Here is an 18,524-nt window from a genome sequence, read left to right as displayed (position 1 = left end):
GTCTTGCCCATTAAACGAGAAGATCGGATATATCCGAGAGCAATAAAAGCAAAGGCAAAGAAATACCCCAATAAAAAGAAAGCCAGTCAGCTTAACTGACTGGCATTAGCCAAATTCGGCTCTCTTTTTTGTTTGAATCTTGCTTTTCGAAAGGTTTAACTATTAGAAATGCAACTGAATCACAGATACCACTACCGCACCAGGGCGGCGAACGCCTTCGATTTCTACTTTAATTTCACGCTCGATCTCTAAGCCCTTTTTGATCGGCGTAATCTTGGTCAGTGTACTTGATGCTCGGACATTGTTGCCCGCTTTGACTGGGTACGGGAAACGGACTTGGTTCAAACCTAGATTAACAACAAGCTTTGCTGTCGGAAACAGTGGTTTATCTGGATCAACAGAATCTGTCAATTTTGGCAATAGTGCTAGCGTTAAGAAGCCATGTGCAATTGTCGTTTTAAATGGGGATTCTGTAGAAGCTCGCTCCGGATCAGTATGAATCCATTGCATATCTTCAGTAACTGTGCCAAATTGATTAATACGTTCTTGAGAAACACTTACCCAGTCACCAACGTGAATCACCTCGCCCACTTTATCGCTCAACTCATCAAAAAGCACTTGAGCTTCTGGTTTTAGTACGATTGGCTCAGGTTGCGGAATAACTTCTTCGTTCACTGCTGGCTGTTGGTGATCTCGAACCTTTGAAAATAAGAAGCTACTTTGTGCCTTACCCAAAAAGTCACTCCAGTAATCGCGTAGCGTTGGAGACATCCAATTCATAAACTCTGATTGATGTGTAGAGATCGCACCAACTTTGTCTTTAAATAGATTTGTGACCTTCATAAGACCCCTTAGATAAACTCGCACAACTGGCTATACCAGTGAATTTTGAATGAGTTCACACTATGTTGCAAATACTTTCGGGCGTACAGCTGTATCCCCAAAGCTTTTAGTTTCTTTATTTTCAATAAGATTTCAATAAAACGCCATTTTATTAAACATGCGCGATATAAAGTATAAATTCTACCATATTGCGTATTTTGCTTGTTAGCTTACGTAGTTTTATCACTTCCACCCCTTTAAAATGCACATAAAACAAGCAAACGAAACTTTTTGTACAAATCAGTACTTTACAACGTCCCAAACACCCCCTATCATACGCCACACAACGGAGAGATGGCTGAGTGGTTGAAAGCACCGGTCTTGAAAACCGGCGTACGTTAATAGCGTACCTAGGGTTCAAATCCCTATCTCTCCGCCACATTCAAAACAAAAAAGCCGTTGATTATCAACGGCTTTTTTGTATCTAGGTGCACTTGCTCAATCAACATAGGATTGACTGAGACAATGTACTTATTCAAATCGCTGTCAGGCATCTACTACACACGTCTATGCTTCCCGAAATACTTAAGAAGCAAGGACTTCCCCTTTGACGTAAAAATATCTTTGTGTACAAAAGAACGCGCTATTGCTGTCTCACGCAATGCCGCATTAATCGCAAAGTTACACCCTACCATCCACGCACTTCCTTCTGCGGTTCACTTTAAGGATTTTAAGCCCATTCTCGATGATGTGATCATCGATGTTAGGGGGCAATTCAGCAATAATACCTCTCAACCATTAAATGGTTCTCCTCGCTCATTATCTCCTACTTCCTTATCGTTAGAATCACTGTTAGAGCAGTTTATTGCATCTAAAAAGCTTGATGGTATTACCCATTTATCGATTTCACAGCTCCAGCAACGAAGCCAACATTTCATTGAAACTGCCGGCGTTACTCAAATAACTGAAGTTCGATCTTCCGTTGTGATGGATTATCGCGATAAGTTGCTGAACCAAGGGCGCAGCCAGAAAACAAATCGAGATTATTTTGCTGCGATTAAGCAGTTCATGAACTGGTGTGTAGCTAAAGAATATTTGGTTCACAATCCATTCATCGGCGTAAAGCTACCCAAAAGTTCAGGCAAGGCCAGTGAAGATAGAAGGCGATGGGCTCAAGAAGAAATTAGTTATGTTACTCAACACAAGCATTACAGAGTTTCCGATGAGCAATTACATATCGCTTTCGAATTAATTCTGCGTCACGGCGCACGCCCGGCAGAAATATGTCAGCTGTTAATAGCTCAAGTGCACTTCGATTGTGAAATACCGTATCTATCCATTTCAGAAGAATTAGGCTCGCAACACGTTAAAAACGCACACTCTTATCGCTTGGTTCCTCTTCATCGAGCCGTGCTCGATGGTAGGTTTGAAAAATATGTCAAAGCACGAAAAGCTCTTGGTAAAGAGCAGTTGTTTGATTTTATGCCGCTTGGACCCGATAACAACTGGAGTAAACAACTTACAACTCAGTTTGGAAAACTACTGACAAGCATTGGATGGAAGCCTAGACACAGACCAACTCTATATGGGCTACGACATACTTTTATTGACGAACTTAAACAAGCGGGCGCGGCGGAGCATGTTGTTGCGCAAATAGTGGGTCACCGTCATCAGAATATGACTTTTGGTCGATATGGCAAGGACATTGATTTAGCCAACTTGGCTAAGCATGTGAACCTATTCTCTATTGAAATTGGAGTGACTCATGAACTTAGTTAACCTTACTTATCGCGACCTCAGTGTTACTCAGTATAGCGACGATTGGTATCTACACTATGTCGTTACGTTGCCGATTTCCTTTGAGCAGTTAATTGATTCGCTTGCTGATGACGGCGAATATTATGCGCATGTGCTTACCACACTACTCGCTCGCTGTGTCGCGAAAGTGTTTATAGAGAAATCTCATGAAGATGATAACTATGAACAGACCATCCAGCTTTGTATGCAAACAAGTGATTGCCACTTTTTACTCGATGTACTTCTGAGTAATGAAGTCAATTTGAACAGGCTTAAGTTTTCTAGACATCTCAGAAAACATAGCGAATTTAACGGGTTGTCCATCGATTTTGACGGTAATTTTCTTGAGTCAGAGCTCGGCGGTCTGAAGAATACTCACTTTGTTGCAATGCGGCAATTAAGGTTAAGGCCCAATCTTAAGGCGCTCTGGTTAGAGTCACTATTCGCTTTGCATCTACATCGAGCGCTTAACAAAGCGATTTTGTTTAATGGCGATTGCCAGGTATGCGAAAGTGGCAATGAGCTTGTCATAGAGCATATCTCTGAGCAATATGAAAACTTCTATCGTGATGACTACTACGAGCCACTTTTAGAGTTGCGTCGTGAAACATCTACCGCTGGAGATAATTACTGGTTGCTATATGCTCGCAACTGGATGAAGTAATCCCTCCCCCTCCATAAGAGGGTCAACACCGACCCTCTTAAAAAAATTAAAAAAATTCCGCTTTTTTTGTGATTTTTGTTTTCTATAAAAAACAGGCCCTTACTCAGAAATTATTAGCAGCCACTAATTATAAGCCATTGATATATGAGTACTTATATTTGACGCTGTAATCCTCGTTGATATGATAAACCCAAATAACAAGCCTGTTTTATGCACAGGTTTCGGATATGGGGTTCAGTTATGAATACATTTAAGGAATATTCAAAAGAGTATTTAGAAGACATTCAGTTTACACATGCACCAACGACGATTCGTTCAACAACATCGCGCGTCAATAACCTGAATCGTGCTTTTGGCAGCAAAAAAATTAAAAACATAAAGAAAGCAGATATTCGACGTTGGTTAAAAACTCAGCACAAGATCTGGACTAACAAAACGATTAATGAGCACCTAACTGTGCTAAGGGAAGTATTCAGCGCAGCGATAGAGAACGACGCCATTCATCGCAATCCGATGCTCAACATCGAAAACTTGAAAACAACACTAACTGAGTGCCATCCCTTCACTAAAGACGAAATAAGTAAGATATTTCACTATGACCCCCTCTGTTTTATTGGCAGGGCACTTGTTGCAACCGGAACGCAAACAGGACTGAGAATTTCCGAATTGCTTGCTGTAGATTGGGATTCTATCGATTTTACTAATAAGAAACTGCAAGTGAAACGTGCAGTGTTCAAAGGCAACTATCGCGTCCCCAAAACTCCCGGCTCAGTTAGAAGTGTAGAGTTAAACGAACATGCGTTATCGATACTTAAATCGTTATATCAACGCACGAGTAAATTGAAGCCCAGAACCATTGATGTGCTGCAAATCGACAATAAAACCAAGCGAAAAGAGTCAGTCTCGTTTGTTTTCTTTAACTCAAAAACCAATCGTTCCTTTAGCGACGGTAGTCAATTTGCGAAATCCTTTCTAACACCGGCTTTACGTATTTTAGATATTCCGCATCGTGGCCCAGGGCAACTTAGGCACACATACGCAAGTCAAGCGCTCACTCAGGGCTTAAACGCTAACTATGTTGCACGTCAGATGGGGCACAAAAGTGTTGAAACTATGCGTAAGCATTATGCCAAGTGGGTACAAGAAGACGCCTCTGATAATGCAGCTGTGTTGAGTCGCGGTTTCGATGATGTGTTTGGCTCTGGCAATGACAACTCGTCGATTGAAGGAATCGCTATCAATTCGAATAAAGAATCGAATCTACACTCAGGCTCTATTGATGCAGAAGACATGGCAAAAATGCTTGAAGTGCTTTCTATGTGTAAGAAAAAGCCTGCGCTCACAGCACTCGTTAATTCAATGTTAACAGGGGACTCGTAGCGTATGCGTCAATACAATTCCAATTGTATCCACTCTCTCGTAGTGTGCCGCCAAAAAAACACTTGGCGAAACCAAAACCGGACAGTTAACCAACTAAGCCATCGTTTCACTTTCTGCTCCGCAAAAGATGAAACGAGAGCGGTTGGCAAGGGAACTCCCTTGACCCTGAGAATGGCCCATACCCACAAAGGAGGTATGGCATGAAAACCATCCGATTATTTTATCGTCATTTCAACATCAACACGACTCGCGCAGGAACCGCAAAATTGCTTAAAACGTTGCGCCACTCACTCAGAATACTCCACAAAGACAATAGCAAAAAGCTCGAGTGGGACGAGTCTTTGTCTAGTGGCAATTTAATTTGGGCTAATGGCATGACTAAGCATCTGGACGACTACTCGCTAGAAGAGCGGCAGACTATTTTCGATGGCATCATCCCTAGTGCCAAACTTAAAAATGAAAGTAGATTGAAAGACCAGCGCCGTCAACTACGCCATAAAGTAAAAAAGATGTGTGACACTGAACAGAAAAGTGGCAATGAGCATGCGGCTTATCTCTTAGAGAAGATTTATCTCCAGGGGCACAACGAAAAAGTACCAGAGACGCCGATTAGTCATTTAGAGAGCCTCACTCCGCCTATGGCTCGGCATCAACAAAAAATGAAAACAGTAAGAAAGTTTGCGCGGCTACATAACCAACTCGTAAACGCAAAGCCGAATGTCAATTCAACTTACCTGCAAGAAGGGATTTTTAAAATACCACACCGCTGGAAGGTGGATGACAACATCATTACGCCAGAAGAGTGGCTTGAGTATACAAAGGGCTGTCTAAAGCACTTTTTCCCCAATTACCCCATTCACGCTCTAGTGGTTCATGTTGATGAAAGGCTAAAGAACGAGTTGACGGGAGCACACTGCCACTATTTTTTGTCTGGACAAGAGTCAGTCTTTGGAAATTGGGACTTGTTAAAAACACAAATAGAGGTCGTGAATCAATTCATTGATAGCAAAAACCGGTCGCTCATTGAACAAAAAAAAGAGCTCGAGAAGCAAGGGAAATTCGAAGAATCAGAAAAGTTGGAAGACCTTGAGGAGTTATTGCCTGAAAATTGCACTTTGACTCGAGAGCAGTCAGCGATTCACGGTGAGCGCTTGCAACGGATGTTTTACGAACATATTAATCACCATTTTCTAAACCCCAAAGGCTTACATGCAGAAGTAAGCAGCGAAGAAGAGCGTGAGACACTCGAGTACAAACAAATGGCTAGACAAGCACCTTTGGCGAAATCAGGTCGCGATTATAACTATGAGTCAAGACTAGTTGAAGAGCTGAAAAAAGAACGGCTTCTGTTAGAGCAAACCGCAACTGATGAGGAAAATAAGATAGTGCGGCTTGTGTCTCAGAGAGAACAACTCACGTCTGAAATGACAGAAAACGAATCCATTTTCGAATGGCAAAAATCTCAGCAACAAGAAGAACTCGAGCAACTCAAACGAAGCAACAGAGAGTTGCGTTTTGAGGCGATTCGGCTCAGGAATATCGCTGAAAAGATTTCCGGTAACTTGAGAGATGAGCTCACAGCTATCATTCGTCAGGCCTACATAGCAGTCCAATACCAGCAAAGGGGTCAACAGCAAAAAGCGAATGACTACTTCAACCAATTAACACAGCGACTGGACAATGAAATGGACTTAGATATCAAGCCCATCATTCAGAGTGTTATTGACGCGATTGAAAGCACAAACCTTGATGATTCTAATAATGAGGTGACTTATGACTAGTTCAGAACATTCTAAGCCCATTACTTTCTTTTCTTTCTTTTCTTTCTTTAGCGATAAGTGGGGTGGCAAATGAGCAATCAAAAACTAGGGCGCACACCAGCGGTGTCAGACGATGAAATAATTCAAGCGGGTCAGAAACTTACAGAACGTCAGCAACGTATCACTGGCTTTTCACTAAGAAAAGCCGTTGGTAATAAAGGTGATGCGAATAGATTGATGAAGATTTGGAATCAGTATCTGCAATCTCAACAGTTACCAGAATCGCATACCACCCAAGTGATTCCTGAAGAGCTCAAGGAGTTGCATAATTGCCTCGTAGCGTCTTTTTCAAAGCAGCTAATGGCAACGATAGAGCGGGCTAATGATATGGCAACAGACGTTGCTGATAAGAAAATTAAAGTGTCTTTTGATGCTATATCTGAGCGTGAAAAGCTTATTGAACTCGAAATGGCAGATGCAATGACCACCATTGAATCACTTGAGAGCCAGAACGTTACTGTTCAAGAGAAAATGCATGAGATCGAACAGGATAATCATGAATTGAGAAGTCAGCTTGCTGCGGCACTAAAAGAAGCAGAAATACAAGCAGTTAGCATCGCTGATTTAAAGGCGGAAAAACAAGAACTCATGAAATCTTTATTTACGATGTAGGATATTGAGCCTCAACTGGATAACTCGGCAGAAATTGACGATGAAGAAACGCCGTTTTAACTAAAACTCCAAATTAAACTGAAGGACCCCAAATATGGATAATTCTTACGACAAAATCTACAACCGCCACATTCGATTAGCTAGAAGGGCCGCACAAGGAACGTTTGGATATGAAAGGGCAAAAGCCATATGGCAGTACTTCGAAACGACTAATCACCCTCATCCGCGTTACACATTTGAGCAAGCAGCTTTGAATCGAACTAGTGACCATCAATTTCCAATCGATTTAATGAAGGATATGGCGAACTTATGCGCTATAAATGAAGCTTATTGCGATAGACACTAAGACTAGCCTCTAGACCCTGCATAGAAAGCAATAACCTCAAACGCACCGATCATGCTGTGAATGCAGAAAAAAAAGAGCTTCAAACTTATGTCGCTGAATTGAAGAAAGAAGTTGAGACGCTGCGAGAGCAGCTTCGGGATGTCGTAAAGGAAAAAGAGTAATTGATAAGTGAGGTGATTAAACAATCAGTAGAGGGTACACCTCATCTTTTCTAGAATGAAAGTGCTGTTAATCATCCTCTTTGAAAATATTCTCAATCTCATCCCAGTCAGGAAGGGAATGAGTTTTAGGTATAACTGAGAACTGTAAACCTAGCGAATCTAGCAATCGCTCAAAAATGTCATACGACCCTGTAAACCGACCGTTCTCTATTTCAGATATCGTTGTCTTATTAATGCGCGTGATTTTGGCAAGTTGCACCTGAGTTAAGTGCTTTGCTTTTCTTCCCTGCCTCACTTGCTTGCCGATTTCATAGCGCGTGCTCATAATCGAACTCCATCATTAGCTATATAGCTATGTTTTTTCAAGTTAAAGTAAATGTTAGCCATATAGCTAATAAAGCTCAATCCCTCCAGTACGGGAGAAGGAGCAGTTCTTCTATTTCAAACGATTAGGTTTGTTGACTCATCCAAGTTAGAGCTCACACTTTTGGCACTTTGTAACTAAAAAATTATCCATAACGAAAAATTATCCCATAACGCGTTTTTGGACAAAACCGATTTAGAATGATGCGTCAACAGCGCTCTTCTATATTAGTAGAAAGCAACTTAATACCTCAAATTTCACTGAGGTCACGTCTAGTTCAAGACAGAATGGTGAGCAAGAAAGCGTGGCTGAATCAATCAACCACGCAATTTATCGCTAAACCTGACTCGATTTAACTATCTGAAAGTGAATTCAAAGCAGATACGCCAACAGGCTCTTTCTTCTGCATAGCAACCACAGCAGTACGTGAGCTGTATTCTTTGATAACTTTGTCGATCAACGGTTGCTGGCTTGCCGCTCGCTCTCTAAGAAGTTCAGCTTTAATACCATCTTGTACTAGTGAATTGTTGACAATCCAACCCCAAGGATTAATGTTCGCACGTTGCAAATCTTGCTGAAGATCGTACGCCTCTTGGACTGGTGTTGGTTCTGCTAGTGTCGTGATGATCACCTTGGTTAGATTTGGGTTTTGTAGCATAACCAAGGGGGTTTCCACGCTTTGGTTCTGACGTGTCATCTCTTTGTGGTATGCTCCTGTTGCATCAAGCAATAGCAGGGTATGGCCTGTTGGCGCGGTATCCATAATGACGAACTTTTTATCGGCTTGTTTGATCACTTCTGAGAATGCTTGAAAAACTGCAATTTCTTCAGTGCATGGAGAACGCAAGTCTTCCTCGAGCAGTTTACGACCATCTTCATCCAGTGATGCGCCTTTTTCGTTTAGAATCGTGTCACGATAGCGAGCAGTCTCGGCTGCAGGGTCAATTTTGCTTACCGTAAACTTGGTGTCGTCACTGTTCAGGGTATATTGCAAATGCGCTGCAGGATCGGATGTCGTAAGGTGAACGTCAAAGCCTTTTTCAGCTAACTTACTGGCAATCGCTGCAGCCATGGTGGTTTTGCCTACGCCGCCTTTGCCCATCAACATCACAAGCCCATGTTTTTGCTCCGCCAATTCTTCAATCATCACCGATAACGAATCATATTGATCAACGTTAATGGCCGTAGTATTGGTTGTATTAGTTGCCTTGCGCTCAGTATCAATGAGAGCTCGTAGGCTATCTAATCCCAGTACGTTACTTGATAGTAGCGGCACTTGAGCAAGTGGTAGTTTAGCCAATGACTCAGGTAGATCTTGAATCACTTTTTGTTCGCGCTCAATGATGGCATGTGCTAGCTCATCATCACCGCTTTGTTCTACAGGGAACAAGCCATTTAGTACTAAATGTTGTCCCTTCAAGCCGAGGTTCGAAAGCTCAAGGTGAGTTTTCGCGGCTTCTTTTAAGGTTGCCGACTGAGCTCGAGCCACCAAAATCAAGCGTGTTTTGTTTTCGTTTGATAGAACGTCAATCGCGTTCGCGTATTTAATTCGTTGCTTTTCAAGGCCAGCTAGCGGGCCCAAGCACGATGCATCTCCCTGACCATGCTCTAGAAATTCGTTCCATGCGCCTGGCAATTGCAACAGGCGAATCGTATGGCCCGTTGGCGCGGTATCAAACACGATATGGTCGAAGTCACCCGATAGAGATTCATCTGTTAATAGTCCTGTAAACTCATCAAATGCTGCGACTTCAGTTGTACATGCACCAGACAGTTGCTCTTCGATGCTTTTAACCACAGGTTCTGGAAGTTTGCCTCGAATCGGCCCGACAATGCGCTCACGGTAATTTTGTGCGGCGGCTTGCGGATCAATCTCCAATCCGAATAAGTTTTCAACATGGTTTATTGCGGTGATGGTTTCACCAATTTTAGTGTCAAACACTTGACCAACGTTTGATGCTGGGTCTGTGCTGACGATTAGGACTCGTTTACCTGATTCAGCGAGGGCAAGGGCAGAAGCACATGCGTGAGATGTTTTACCCACGCCACCTTTACCAGTAAAGAATAGGTAACGTGGTACTTCAGTTAGGTAATTGATCATGTCTATTCCTTAGCAGCATCCGCTTGATGCGCAGCAACTGGAGATTTTAGTGATTTTTGGTTCTTGAATTGAAATTTGAGCCCATGCAAAAAGTTCTTCACGCGTTGGGTATCGATGCGTAAGCGCAACATTGCCGTCAATTAATGTAATTGGTAGTCCTTTCTCTCCCACAATCTCAAGGAAAGCAGCGACGGCTTCGCTTTCTACAAATGCCATTGGCTCTTGAGCAAGATTGAAACGTTGAATGTCGGCTTTATTGTCTTGTAAGAAACTAAAGTCAGCAGAAAAGTTAACAAGATTCTGATCTAGGTCCGTACCGCAAACACCACTAGAACAACACATGGATGGATCGTAGATTCTAATTTCTTTCATAATGCACACCTTCAAATAGTTAATCGTCGATTAACGATATGATCGATTGTCTTTGTCCGCAATAATTTTGTTTCTAACTTTAGCAATACTTGATCTGAGTCATAAGCCGCAAGCATATGTGAATAAAGGTTAAAATAGGGACGATCAAGAAAGTTATTCATCAAACCAACTAAGTCTGCCCTTTTTACCAAAGGATTAGGTGCTGTTGCCGTATCTTGGAATTGAGCACTGCTTCTCTACTCATGCACCTTACGCTCAGTGCTTCTTGTGGGATATATCTAGGCGAAAAGCCGGCACCTAAATCTCATTTTTGATCTTTAAGTTTCGACCGTATCGTGTCAGCGTGGATAACCTAGGAGGGCAATAAGTTTTGTTCGATCTTGGCTCTTATAGCCCTTCCAAAGGGATTAAAGGGTGTAGCTTGTGTCCTTAAGCTTGCTGAGTCCCTAGCGTTAGAAGCGCCAGGTAGTATCTGGGTATCTGATGACTCTGAGATTGAGTTATCACCCATAAAGTAAAAAGCCCCAAACGATGGGGCTTTTATTAGCATATTAACGCTATTTTTTTAGCTTTTCATACCAAAGCGGATGGTGTTTCTTCACCTCTTCCATAGGTAACTTACCATCACGGAACATCGCCCAGAACGCTTTGCGGTTCACTGGCAGGGTTGCGAAGTGAATGTGGAACACTAATGCGACAATCATGCCTGCGAAAGCTACCACGTGCAGTAAGCGAGCCCATTCGACTAGGAAGTTGCCCATTAGCATGACACCGCTGATCACGAGTGCAGAAACTGCGGCAATCATGGTCCAAGCCATTAACTTTTGACCCATGTTGAACTTACCAAACTTACCGTGTTTCCCGTCAATGTAAGCCACGTTTAATTGCTTGATGCCCTCAGCAATTGAGCCATCTTTTTCTGGGAATACATGCCAGTTCTTGATGTCTTTAAGCATTACAATCACGAATGGTACGATGGTCGCCATAAACAGGAACGAGATTCCACGGTGTAGCATCTGCGCGAACACAATACCATCCGAATACGTCGTTTCTTTACCTGTTAACAAGCCATAAACCCATTGGTAGAATTCACCTAAGAACGAGAAGCTCGAAGAGAGAATTGGCAAACCCGTTAGGATAAACAGCACCACAAAGTGGATCAGATGAATGTGGAACCAGCGCTGCCATGAGTTAAAGGCAAGGACGGTGTTGTCATCAAGCAGTTCTTTGTTTTTCATTACGCGTATCCTTATTCTGCATCGCTGTGCTGAGAGTCGTTCTCTTTGGCTTTTTTCGCCAAGTGCGCACGGTGACCAGCAGCGACTGCAATTGAGCCAACCACGCCAGCTCCTGCGCCAACTTTCGCCAAATCACGAAGGGTTGAGGTTGTGCTGCTTGGGTCTTCAATCAGTAGGTGTTTACCAGCTTCAGATTTGCTAGCAATTGTGATCAAACCAAGCTCACCAACATTGCTATTCACTTCTTGTAGGCCGTAAGCAAATAGCTTGTCTTCGCTCGCTTTGTTCTCGATGCGGTCTTGCATATCCGTGCGAGAACCAAACGACAGCGCTTTCTGAGGGCAACCCTCAACACACGCAGGGCGCAGACCGGCTTCAGTTAGATGACTACAGCCATGACACTTGTTCATGGTTGCTGTTTTGTCGTTGTACTGAGGAATGTCGTAAGGACACGCCATTGCACAAGTACCACAGCCGATACACTTCTCTTCATCAATCACAACCTGACCACCTGAACGGCGTGAGATTGCGCCAGACGGACAGTTCTCTAAACACTTAGCATGCTCACAGTGCTGACATGAATTGCGAAAGTGATGCTCTTCGCCGTCAATGATCTCGGTAGTCATCTTCAGGTAAGCGACGTTGTCTGCAAGCTGGTTGCTGTTACGGCACTCAGCTTCACACTTCTTACAGCCAATACACAATGAAGAATCAAACACGATTGCATCTTTTGATTCATCTTCTTCAACCATAGTGATTGGGATGTAATCACGGATGTAGAAGACTTTCTCACCAATGTTTAACTCAGGATTAAGCGGCTTCGCGTTGTACTTTTTGATCAGTTGACTTACTTCGCTGTTAGCATCATCTAAATCACCAACCACGCGAGCACCAGACGGACACGCATCCACACACGCAGGATTTACGCCTGCTTTTACGCGGTGCGCACAGAACGTACATTTCTCAATCGTGCCTTTAGGGCGACGCAGTGGGTAAACGCTCTCTGTTTCTGGATTACCAAATGGAGAGTACGTCTCGCCCGTGGTTTCACGCATCGCAGCCGCTGAGAATAGACCTTGTGGCAACAATGGTTGGTTGTTGTCCCACGCCTTACCTGTCGCTTCTTCATTAAAATGAATCACGTTGTAAGGACAGTGAGACATGCACGATTTACAGCCGATACATTTTTCAGAATCAAACAATGTTAGGTCGTTTTCATCCTTGTACAGCGCGCCTTTTGGACAGTTTGCAATACAAGGCGCATCTGAACAGTGGTTACACATGGTGGATGTGTATTCGAATTTTACGTTCGGGTACTGACCCGTCGTGGTGACGATCTTGTCACACCAGTTTTTGTCTGGCTCAGTGTTGTTTTCCGTCTTACATGCAAAGATACAACCTGCACATCCGACACATTTTTGGGTATCAATTACCATTCCGTAACGCATGGCTCACCTCTTATACTTTTTCTACTTTGACGCCAATCTGACCATAGAAGGCAGATGAACCTGATAAACGCTCGAATGCTTGCGGCATGATTTCGTTGTTTGAGCCACCTTTAGGGATAAGACCAAACTTCTTCGAGGCATGTTTACCGTAAGCCCAGTGACCACGACCAAACGCTTTTGACACTGTGTTAGGGCGAATACCCTCAAACAGGCTAACGCGACAGGTGATAGAACCTTGAACCGTGGTTAGACGAACTTCATCGTGCTCTTTAATGCCAAGGCGTTTTGCGTCAATCGGGTTGATCTTCACCGTGTCGTAATCTGGGATCTCACCAGGATCGATATCAAAGTTAGACGAGTACCAACTGCAGTTTGCAGAGCGACCTTCACGGCTTAGACGCAGCTTGTGGTCAACGAATAAGAATGGGAAATCTTCTTCATCACCGTAACGGATTGGCTCTTCGTAGTGTGGAATCCACGCCTGTTCGCCACGCGCTTCGTAATCACACGCTGCCATCACATCATCAATACCAACGCTGTGTTTCTCAGCGTGTTTTTTCAGTGAATAGTGCAGAGTTTCACTGTAGAACTCGAACTTCTTGGTCTTGGTTTTCATCTTGCTCCAGCGTTTTTGATATGGCATCTCATCTGAGTTCCATACGCCGATCTTGATGAATTCTTCCCAACCGCTGAACTTAGTACCCGACTGGTATTTCGCTGGATCCCAGATGTTTTGCGTCATGGTTTTCGCCATGTAAACGCCAAACTCTTTATGGTTCTGCGGGGCTTTACCTGTTTCTGGATCTCTGAAATTATCCAATAGGTAGCGCATCGGCTGATTAAAGCCTTTACGAGCAAACGCTTTTGCCATTAGCCAAGGTAGACCTGCTTCATCTTCGACTTCCGCAATGTTTTGGATGATTGGTTTGCTTAGCGCTAGAGATGCGTGGCGGTTAGATGAAGACTTCTGAAGACCCCAACGCTCAAACATAAAGTGAGGCGCAGGCAGAACCAGATCAGAGAACCAAGTTAGCTCACTCACATGCGTAGTAACGTGGGTCATAAATGGAATCTTCTTCAACGCTTCATCCCACATCTCGTTACCCGGAGCGGAGAAGTTGAAGTTGTTGAAGTAGCTCAATACCACTTCTGGCAAGTATGGGTCTGCCTCAAGGATACTTGTTGCGACAGCACCTGTAGAAACACCACCACCACTCTTACCTTTCTTCAAGTTCGGGAATTCAAGACGGCCACGACGGTCAATCTTCTCTTTCTTCAGGCCGTTGTTCGCAATCTCATCTTGGTAATCAGACGTTGATGGGTTAATCACAGACACGGTTGAACCCCAGTCCATCGTACCGCCGACGTTATCTACCGCACCTAACAAACCATTAAGCGCATTCATCGCCAATGCAGTGTATGCACCGCGAGTCTGCATTTGTGAACCGCGTGAACGCCAGATCTGGATGTTTGGTGCGTTTTCACCAAGCTCTTTCGCGATTTGACGAATCTGTTTTGCGGAGATGCTACATAACGACTCAGCCCACTCCGGCGTGCGGTCTTTAAGCTCTAGGTTCCACCACTTAACAAGACCGTATGCATGGTTGTCTGCAAACAAGCTTTCATCAACGGTTTCACCTGCTTTAAAGCGGTTTTGACCATCAGTGAAGTCACCGACAAATTCACGATGCCACACGCCTTTCACAAGGATTTCATGCGCAAGTGCTAGCGCCAATGCACCATCTTGACCAGGCATAATCGGTAGCCAGCTGTGTGCTTTCGCCGCTGATGCAGAGAAGCGAGGGTCAACAATTGTCACCTTCGCGTTGTCTAGCATATTGCCCCAGTGCTGGTTGTGGTAAGAAACCTGACGGTTGGCTGATAGTGGGTCTACGCCAAACGACAAGATGTATTTGGTGTTCTTAATATCCCATTGACGGTAACCCCAGTTACCTTCGGTAAAGTAACTACCAAACTTGTCCGCTTCAGCGCATAGAGCACTGTGGCTAATTGCGTTTGATGAGCCGATGATTTTGGTCATGTTCTTCATCAGAACATCACTGAACATGGAGTAACGGCCACGCAACGTCACGTACTTATGCGTTTCGTTCTTCTCACGAAGTGCCATGATCTTCTCAGCGAACAGATCCATTGCTTCATCCCAGCTCACTTCTCGGAACATAGGATCGATACCACGCCCTTTCATCGGGTTGGTACGAATCATTGGTTTCTTGATGCGGTCAGGATCGTACAGCTCTTGCAGTGCTAGGTACTGACGCGAACAGCCTGCTGTGCCATGAATTTTCGAGTGCTCGTTACCACGAATATGGATTGCTCGACCGTTTTGAACGTAAACCTGTTTCGCACAGAAAGACGTACAACCGTTACAAACCGTTGATTCCCACGTTCCTGAGTTAACCTCAACACTGACTTTGTAGCCAGCTTTGTCCATCGCGTGAACAACTGGGTTAACCGAGAAAAGACTTAACGTTGCAGCAGCCCCCGAGCCTTTTAAAAAATTACGCCGAGATATGTTGAACTCACCGTTACTGTTCATTATATAGATCTCCATATATACATATTCAAATGAGCGTATATGTGAATATTCAAATATAGAAATACAATTTCTAACGGGAGTTTGAATTTGTGAGAGCGATTTAAGAGTTAAAACACAAGGAGATTAAGCGACCACTTTTTTGATAACAGTCAACACAAAGCTACCCATTTCTAGGTATGGCTTGCGTTAACAGGAATAATTCTTAATCAACTTTCTTAATTGCGGGTTAAAGCAACATACCTAGCTAAAACTGTTTGACTCGATACATCGCTGTTTCTGAGAGTGAACGTTTGTGGTGACCACGCCGCTCTTTCCAATACTTTTTTGAGCCATATAACTTCTGGCAACCTACTGCGAAATGTCGGGGGTGATTCTGTTGCCATTACTCAAAAATGATGTTGTGGGGATATTTTATCAATTAGGACAAATCTAACTCGCTTTTGTCCCAATCCTAATCTGAAAACCTGGAATCGTAAGAAGGTTTTGGACAATTTCGAGTTAGAGTTGCAGATCGAAATCGCCAACTCCAGATAAGCGAAGCTTGGGCAAAGTTGAGAAAGCTAGTTTAACTTAGGTGTATCGAGTAAGAGGTTAATCACCTGCGTCAAGATTATGAGAATTTATATAAACCCAAATGCATATTAACATGCTGACATTAGCTTGTTTTCATAAATCATTCGATAGTTTATGATTCATTTCATAACTATCTGAATATAATGAGCAAAGAAAGTTAATGGGCATAAACAGAAGCTGTAACATCATAATTGAACCATGCCAAGCGGGTTATGAAGCCAAGGTTAGTTTTGAAGCATATTCTACCGCTAAAGAGGAGTATAGCCGCACCATAACAAGAGCAACTAGAGATGAACTAGAACTAGCAATCAATGATTTAACAAAGAGCTTTCCTGATCACTATATGTCGGTCAATAAAGTCTCGAGTTTTCCGATGAAGCGTTCCTCTTTCAACTACCTATTGCTTGCGTTCTTAGGTGTCACTATTTTGTTTTGTATAGCAGTTTTTGGATACACTACATTTACCGAACAATCGCAGGTCATTAGTAATGGCTCGTGGGGTAAAGTAGCTGCTTTTTTCAATAATGTCGGTGCCCCCATTGTGGCGCTGATGTCATACCTTGCTCTTCTTTACACGCTACATCAACAAAATAAGTCACATGCACTTTCATTGGAAGAGTTAGCGTTGACTCGGAAAGAGCTTTCAGATTCGACATTAGCTCAGAAAACGCAGGCAGATACACTCAAATTGCAACTCGAAGAAGCACAAACGACAGCAAAGCGAGAGCGATTTGATAGCACATTTTACTCGTTGCTTGAGCAGCATAACTCTGCACTCGATATGCTTAGTACCGAAGACCTCACCCAAGGCAATCGGTCACTTAAAAAAGAGTTTGCAGAACTACATGGCAATTCTCTCTATTGTAGATACTTCCGATTGCTTTACCAAGTATTGAAGTTTATTGCTGTAGAGCATAGCTCTGAAGAGTCGTTAAATCAGTCGATATTCAGGTCTAGTGTAAAAAACGAAGAGAAGTTCTATTCAAATATCGTTCGTTCAATGCTACCAGACCATGTTCTATATTGGCTTGCTGTAAATTGCCACTGCCCATTGGGTGAGTCAGATCCATACATACTCTATAAAAAACTAATCATACGCTATAAGTTCCTTGAGCACTTAACTCTTGCCAATGGTGACTTACATGAAATTTTCAATTGGCCAAACTATGGGAAAAATTGCTTAGTTCTTATGGCTTATCGAAAAGATGACTTTGGAGAAAACCTGCATCTTAGAGACATCCATGAGGAATTAATCAAGTTAGAAAATATTCTACAGCCTACATTCAAGCCCCAAATAAAGCCTACCGAGAGTGGGCAAGAGGGATGGGAAGACATTCCAAATCGAAATCTTATAATATTTAAACTCGAGCCAAGCATGTTAGAAAATTACGACGTAAATATGTTGTATCGATGGCAAAATAATTTAAACCAGCTCGTAAAAGATTCAGCATACGCAAAACGCGACGTTTATATGGGGCAGGTTGTAAACACTCTAAGCATTGCTGATAGCTGCGAAATCGAGGGAGTTAAGAATTGTAGCGTTGTGGCGAATGATAAATTTTTCGAAATAGTTGAGTAAACCATGAAACTACCTACGGATTTCACTGAAGTAATTTCTTCTGCGAGCATCATGGATGGCGCATTAGTAAATCTACTCCGAACTAGGAATTAGAGACGGAAAAAGCCACTGTGTGCTAACAAACTTTGGGGCAATTTTGAGTTACGATACCAACAAAATCGATACCAACAAAATCGAACTAGTTCAGTGTGAAGTTTTTTCAGGTTACCTCCACGTATTTTTTGTTTTTTTAATACTAAAGTTGGCAAACCCTACTGCGGAGGCTATAGTCAATTGGACGAACCAATTGTTCAACCTTTGCAAGTGGCACCATATTTAGTAATTGATATTTAACGATAATTTTTGATTTCTTGTGCGCGAGGTAGCTTTCAAATCCCTATCTCTCCGCCACTTATTCTTAGAAAAAAGCCTTTGATTATCAAAGGCTTTTTTCGTATCTGAAGCATAGAAAAGTCACCTAACACAGATAGGTGATACATATGTATTTGATAAAATTGGCTTCTGGCGTGTACTACACACGTATTGCCACCCCTGTTTTTCTACAAAACTCCCATGACTATCCAAAGGAAGTTCGCTTCTCTTTGCTCACCAAAACGCGTCGTGAAGCGATTAAACGCAACACTCGTTTAGCCAGTGCTATCTGCTCTCTCTTCAACAAAGCACTAAATGGCATGCACAACGCCTTGGTCA

14 protein-coding genes, 1 tRNA gene and 2 pseudogenes are annotated in these 18,524 nt (G+C 43.0%); 9 read left to right on the top strand and 8 right to left on the bottom strand.

What is annotated here, in order from left to right; translation table 11 throughout:
• Positions 1–162: 162 nt before the first annotated feature.
• Complete coding sequence (locus AK965_RS16865) at positions 163–843, bottom strand: MaoC family dehydratase (protein WP_099080702.1); 681 nt, start codon at positions 841–843, stop codon at positions 163–165.
• Between the two features lie 327 nt (positions 844–1,170).
• Between AK965_RS16865 and AK965_RS16860 the strand changes: the two genes are divergently transcribed.
• From AK965_RS16860 to AK965_RS16830, 7 genes are all read left to right on the top strand, one after another.
• A tRNA-Ser gene (locus AK965_RS16860) sits at positions 1,171–1,261 on the top strand.
• 86 nt (positions 1,262–1,347) lie between these two features.
• Positions 1,348–2,601: a tyrosine-type recombinase/integrase gene (locus tag AK965_RS16855; RefSeq protein WP_099080701.1), complete on the top strand. Its 1,254-nt coding sequence runs from the start codon at positions 1,348–1,350 to the stop codon at positions 2,599–2,601.
• Positions 2,588–3,283 carry a hypothetical protein gene (locus AK965_RS16850; RefSeq protein WP_099080700.1) on the top strand — a complete coding sequence of 232 codons (696 nt, stop codon included), beginning with the start codon at positions 2,588–2,590 and terminating at the stop codon, positions 3,281–3,283. The genes AK965_RS16855 and AK965_RS16850 overlap by 14 nt, the downstream gene beginning before the upstream one ends.
• 240 nt (positions 3,284–3,523) lie before the next feature.
• A complete protein-coding gene (locus tag AK965_RS16845; RefSeq protein WP_172438178.1) occupies positions 3,524–4,663 on the top strand; it encodes a site-specific integrase in 1,140 nt (379 codons plus the stop codon).
• Between the two features lie 200 nt (positions 4,664–4,863).
• A complete protein-coding gene (locus AK965_RS16840) occupies positions 4,864–6,444 on the top strand; it encodes a hypothetical protein (protein WP_099080698.1) in 1,581 nt (526 codons plus the stop codon).
• A 69-nt stretch (positions 6,445–6,513) separates the two neighbouring features.
• Positions 6,514–7,095, top strand: coding sequence for a DNA-binding protein (locus AK965_RS16835; protein WP_099080697.1), 582 nt, complete (start codon positions 6,514–6,516; stop codon positions 7,093–7,095).
• Between the two features lie 94 nt (positions 7,096–7,189).
• Positions 7,190–7,441 (top strand): hypothetical protein, encoded by a 252-nt coding sequence (locus AK965_RS16830; RefSeq protein WP_099080696.1) that lies wholly within the window; start codon positions 7,190–7,192, stop codon positions 7,439–7,441.
• A gap of 228 nt (positions 7,442–7,669) precedes the next feature.
• Here the strand turns inward: AK965_RS16830 and AK965_RS16825 are convergent, their stop codons facing one another.
• From AK965_RS16825 to AK965_RS16795, 7 genes and pseudogenes are all read right to left on the bottom strand, one after another.
• The gene (locus AK965_RS16825) at positions 7,670–7,927 is read right to left on the bottom strand and encodes a helix-turn-helix domain-containing protein (protein ID WP_099080695.1); all 258 of its coding nucleotides are present in this window, start codon (positions 7,925–7,927) and stop codon (positions 7,670–7,672) included.
• A 391-nt stretch (positions 7,928–8,318) separates the two neighbouring features.
• Entirely contained in the window at positions 8,319–10,067 is a 1,749-nt protein-coding gene (gene arsA / locus AK965_RS16820; protein ID WP_099080694.1) for an arsenical pump-driving ATPase, read from the bottom strand.
• Positions 10,068–10,076: 9 nt separating this feature from the next.
• On the bottom strand, positions 10,077–10,439 hold the full coding sequence (gene arsD, locus AK965_RS16815; protein WP_099080693.1) for an arsenite efflux transporter metallochaperone ArsD: 363 nt from the start codon (positions 10,437–10,439) through the stop codon (positions 10,077–10,079).
• Positions 10,440–10,996: 557 nt separating this feature from the next.
• On the bottom strand, positions 10,997–11,677 hold the full coding sequence (locus AK965_RS16810) for a cytochrome b/b6 domain-containing protein (RefSeq protein WP_099080692.1): 681 nt from the start codon (positions 11,675–11,677) through the stop codon (positions 10,997–10,999).
• 11 nt (positions 11,678–11,688) lie between these two features.
• Positions 11,689–13,125, bottom strand: coding sequence for a 4Fe-4S dicluster domain-containing protein (locus AK965_RS16805; protein WP_099080691.1), 1,437 nt, complete (start codon positions 13,123–13,125; stop codon positions 11,689–11,691).
• A 10-nt stretch (positions 13,126–13,135) separates the two neighbouring features.
• Positions 13,136–15,682: a molybdopterin-dependent oxidoreductase gene (locus tag AK965_RS16800; RefSeq protein ID WP_099080690.1), complete on the bottom strand. Its 2,547-nt coding sequence runs from the start codon at positions 15,680–15,682 to the stop codon at positions 13,136–13,138.
• A 250-nt stretch (positions 15,683–15,932) separates the two neighbouring features.
• Positions 15,933–16,064: pseudogene (locus tag AK965_RS16795) on the bottom strand (IS5/IS1182 family transposase); the annotation flags it as partial.
• 351 nt (positions 16,065–16,415) lie between these two features.
• Here AK965_RS16795 and AK965_RS16790 point away from each other — a divergent pair.
• Positions 16,416–17,834, top strand: a complete 1,419-nt coding sequence (locus tag AK965_RS16790) for a putative phage abortive infection protein (protein WP_099080689.1) — start codon at positions 16,416–16,418, stop codon at positions 17,832–17,834.
• Between the two features lie 479 nt (positions 17,835–18,313).
• Positions 18,314–18,502 (top strand): annotated as a pseudogene (locus AK965_RS16780) (DUF6538 domain-containing protein); the annotation flags it as partial.
• Positions 18,503–18,524 lie beyond the last annotated feature (22 nt).

The sequence above is a fragment of the Vibrio sp. PID17_43 genome (assembly GCF_002608565.1).
In the GTDB taxonomy this organism is placed as follows: Bacteria; Pseudomonadota; Gammaproteobacteria; order Enterobacterales; family Vibrionaceae; genus Vibrio.
Note: the sequence above shows the minus strand (reverse complement) of the source record. Positions and strands in the feature narration are given on the sequence as shown.